The organism is Helicobacter muridarum (assembly GCF_000765805.2).
In the GTDB taxonomy this organism is placed as follows: domain Bacteria; phylum Campylobacterota; class Campylobacteria; order Campylobacterales; family Helicobacteraceae; genus Helicobacter_A; species Helicobacter_A muridarum.
Genome location: NZ_JRPD02000061.1, coordinates 1 through 1168 on the forward strand (window position 1 = coordinate 1; position 1168 = coordinate 1168).

Below are 1168 nucleotides of genomic sequence, written 5' to 3' on the forward strand. Positions count from 1 at the left end.
CCCTCTACATCCACTCCACCTCTTTCTGTTATAATCTACTTCATTTTTCATTCTATTCTATTTATTCTATTTGTTGTAAGACTTTTATGCTCTTTAACTCCTTTGAATTTATCCTTATATTTTTACCTCTTACTCTTTTAGGATTTTATATTCTTAAGACATTGCATAAATACACATTAGCTAAGCTCTTTCTTATTGGTTCTAGTTTGTTTTTCTATGGATATTTTAAGATTGAATATACTTTTATTCTCCTCTCTTCAATCTTTATAAATTATATATTAGCTAAGCTCATTCTTAAGTCTCTCTATGCTTTAGCTCTAAAGAAAGTATGTATTAATGGGGGGGGGGGTAACACACCTTAATATAGAATCTTATCCTTGTATTTCTTATTTTGCTTCTTACCTTAATCTTTATTCTTTCTATTATCTCATACAAACAGCCCTTAAGAATGCTAAGCTTTATCTTATACTTGGTATTCTCTTTAATCTTGCTTTGTTGGGATTCTTTAAATATACAGACTTTCTTTTAGAGAATTTTAATCTTTTCTCACAACTCCTTCATTTAGATTTTAATATTCCCCTGCCTCATATTCTTTTACCTTTAGGACTTTCATTTGTTACTTTTCAACAGATTGCTTTTTTAGTGGATTGTTATAAGAGAATAGATATAAGTAATATGCAAGAAGCATATGACATAAAGAGTAAAGAGAGAGATTTTCAAATAAAGCAATATTCATATATTAAGGATAATGATGAGAATAAAATGAGAGCTAAGAAAGTCCAACAACACAAGATAGAAGCAAACGGGGATAGAGATTCTAAAAATAGCTATAAAAGCAAAGAAAATAACTTTTATAAAGACTATATAGACATATATACACAATCTCATATAAAACAAGATTTGCATATAAAATCTAAGATTGACTTTATCGATTATGCACTATTTGTCTCTTTCTTTCCTCAGCTCATAGCTGGTCCTATCGTGCATCATAAAGAAATGATGTCTCAATTTGGGGCTTTAAAAAACAATTCTTATATAAAGTGGGATTATATAGCTAAAGGATTATTTATATTCTCTATTGGCTTATTTAAAAAAGTATTCATTGCAGATTCTTTTGCAAAATGGGCAAATGCTGGGTTTGGTGTTGTAGAGAATGGAGGTGTTTTAA

Annotated in this window: 1 protein-coding gene and 1 pseudogene; both read left to right on the forward strand. The window is 28.9% G+C overall.

Features of this window, described 5'->3' with window-relative positions; all coding sequences use genetic code 11:
- Positions 1-362 (forward strand): annotated as a pseudogene (locus LS73_RS10375) (hypothetical protein); the annotation flags it as partial.
- On the forward strand, positions 337-1168 hold an 832-nt coding region (locus LS73_RS10380; RefSeq protein WP_328590925.1), incomplete at its 3' end, for an MBOAT family O-acyltransferase. The pseudogene LS73_RS10375 and the gene LS73_RS10380, both read left to right, overlap by 26 nt.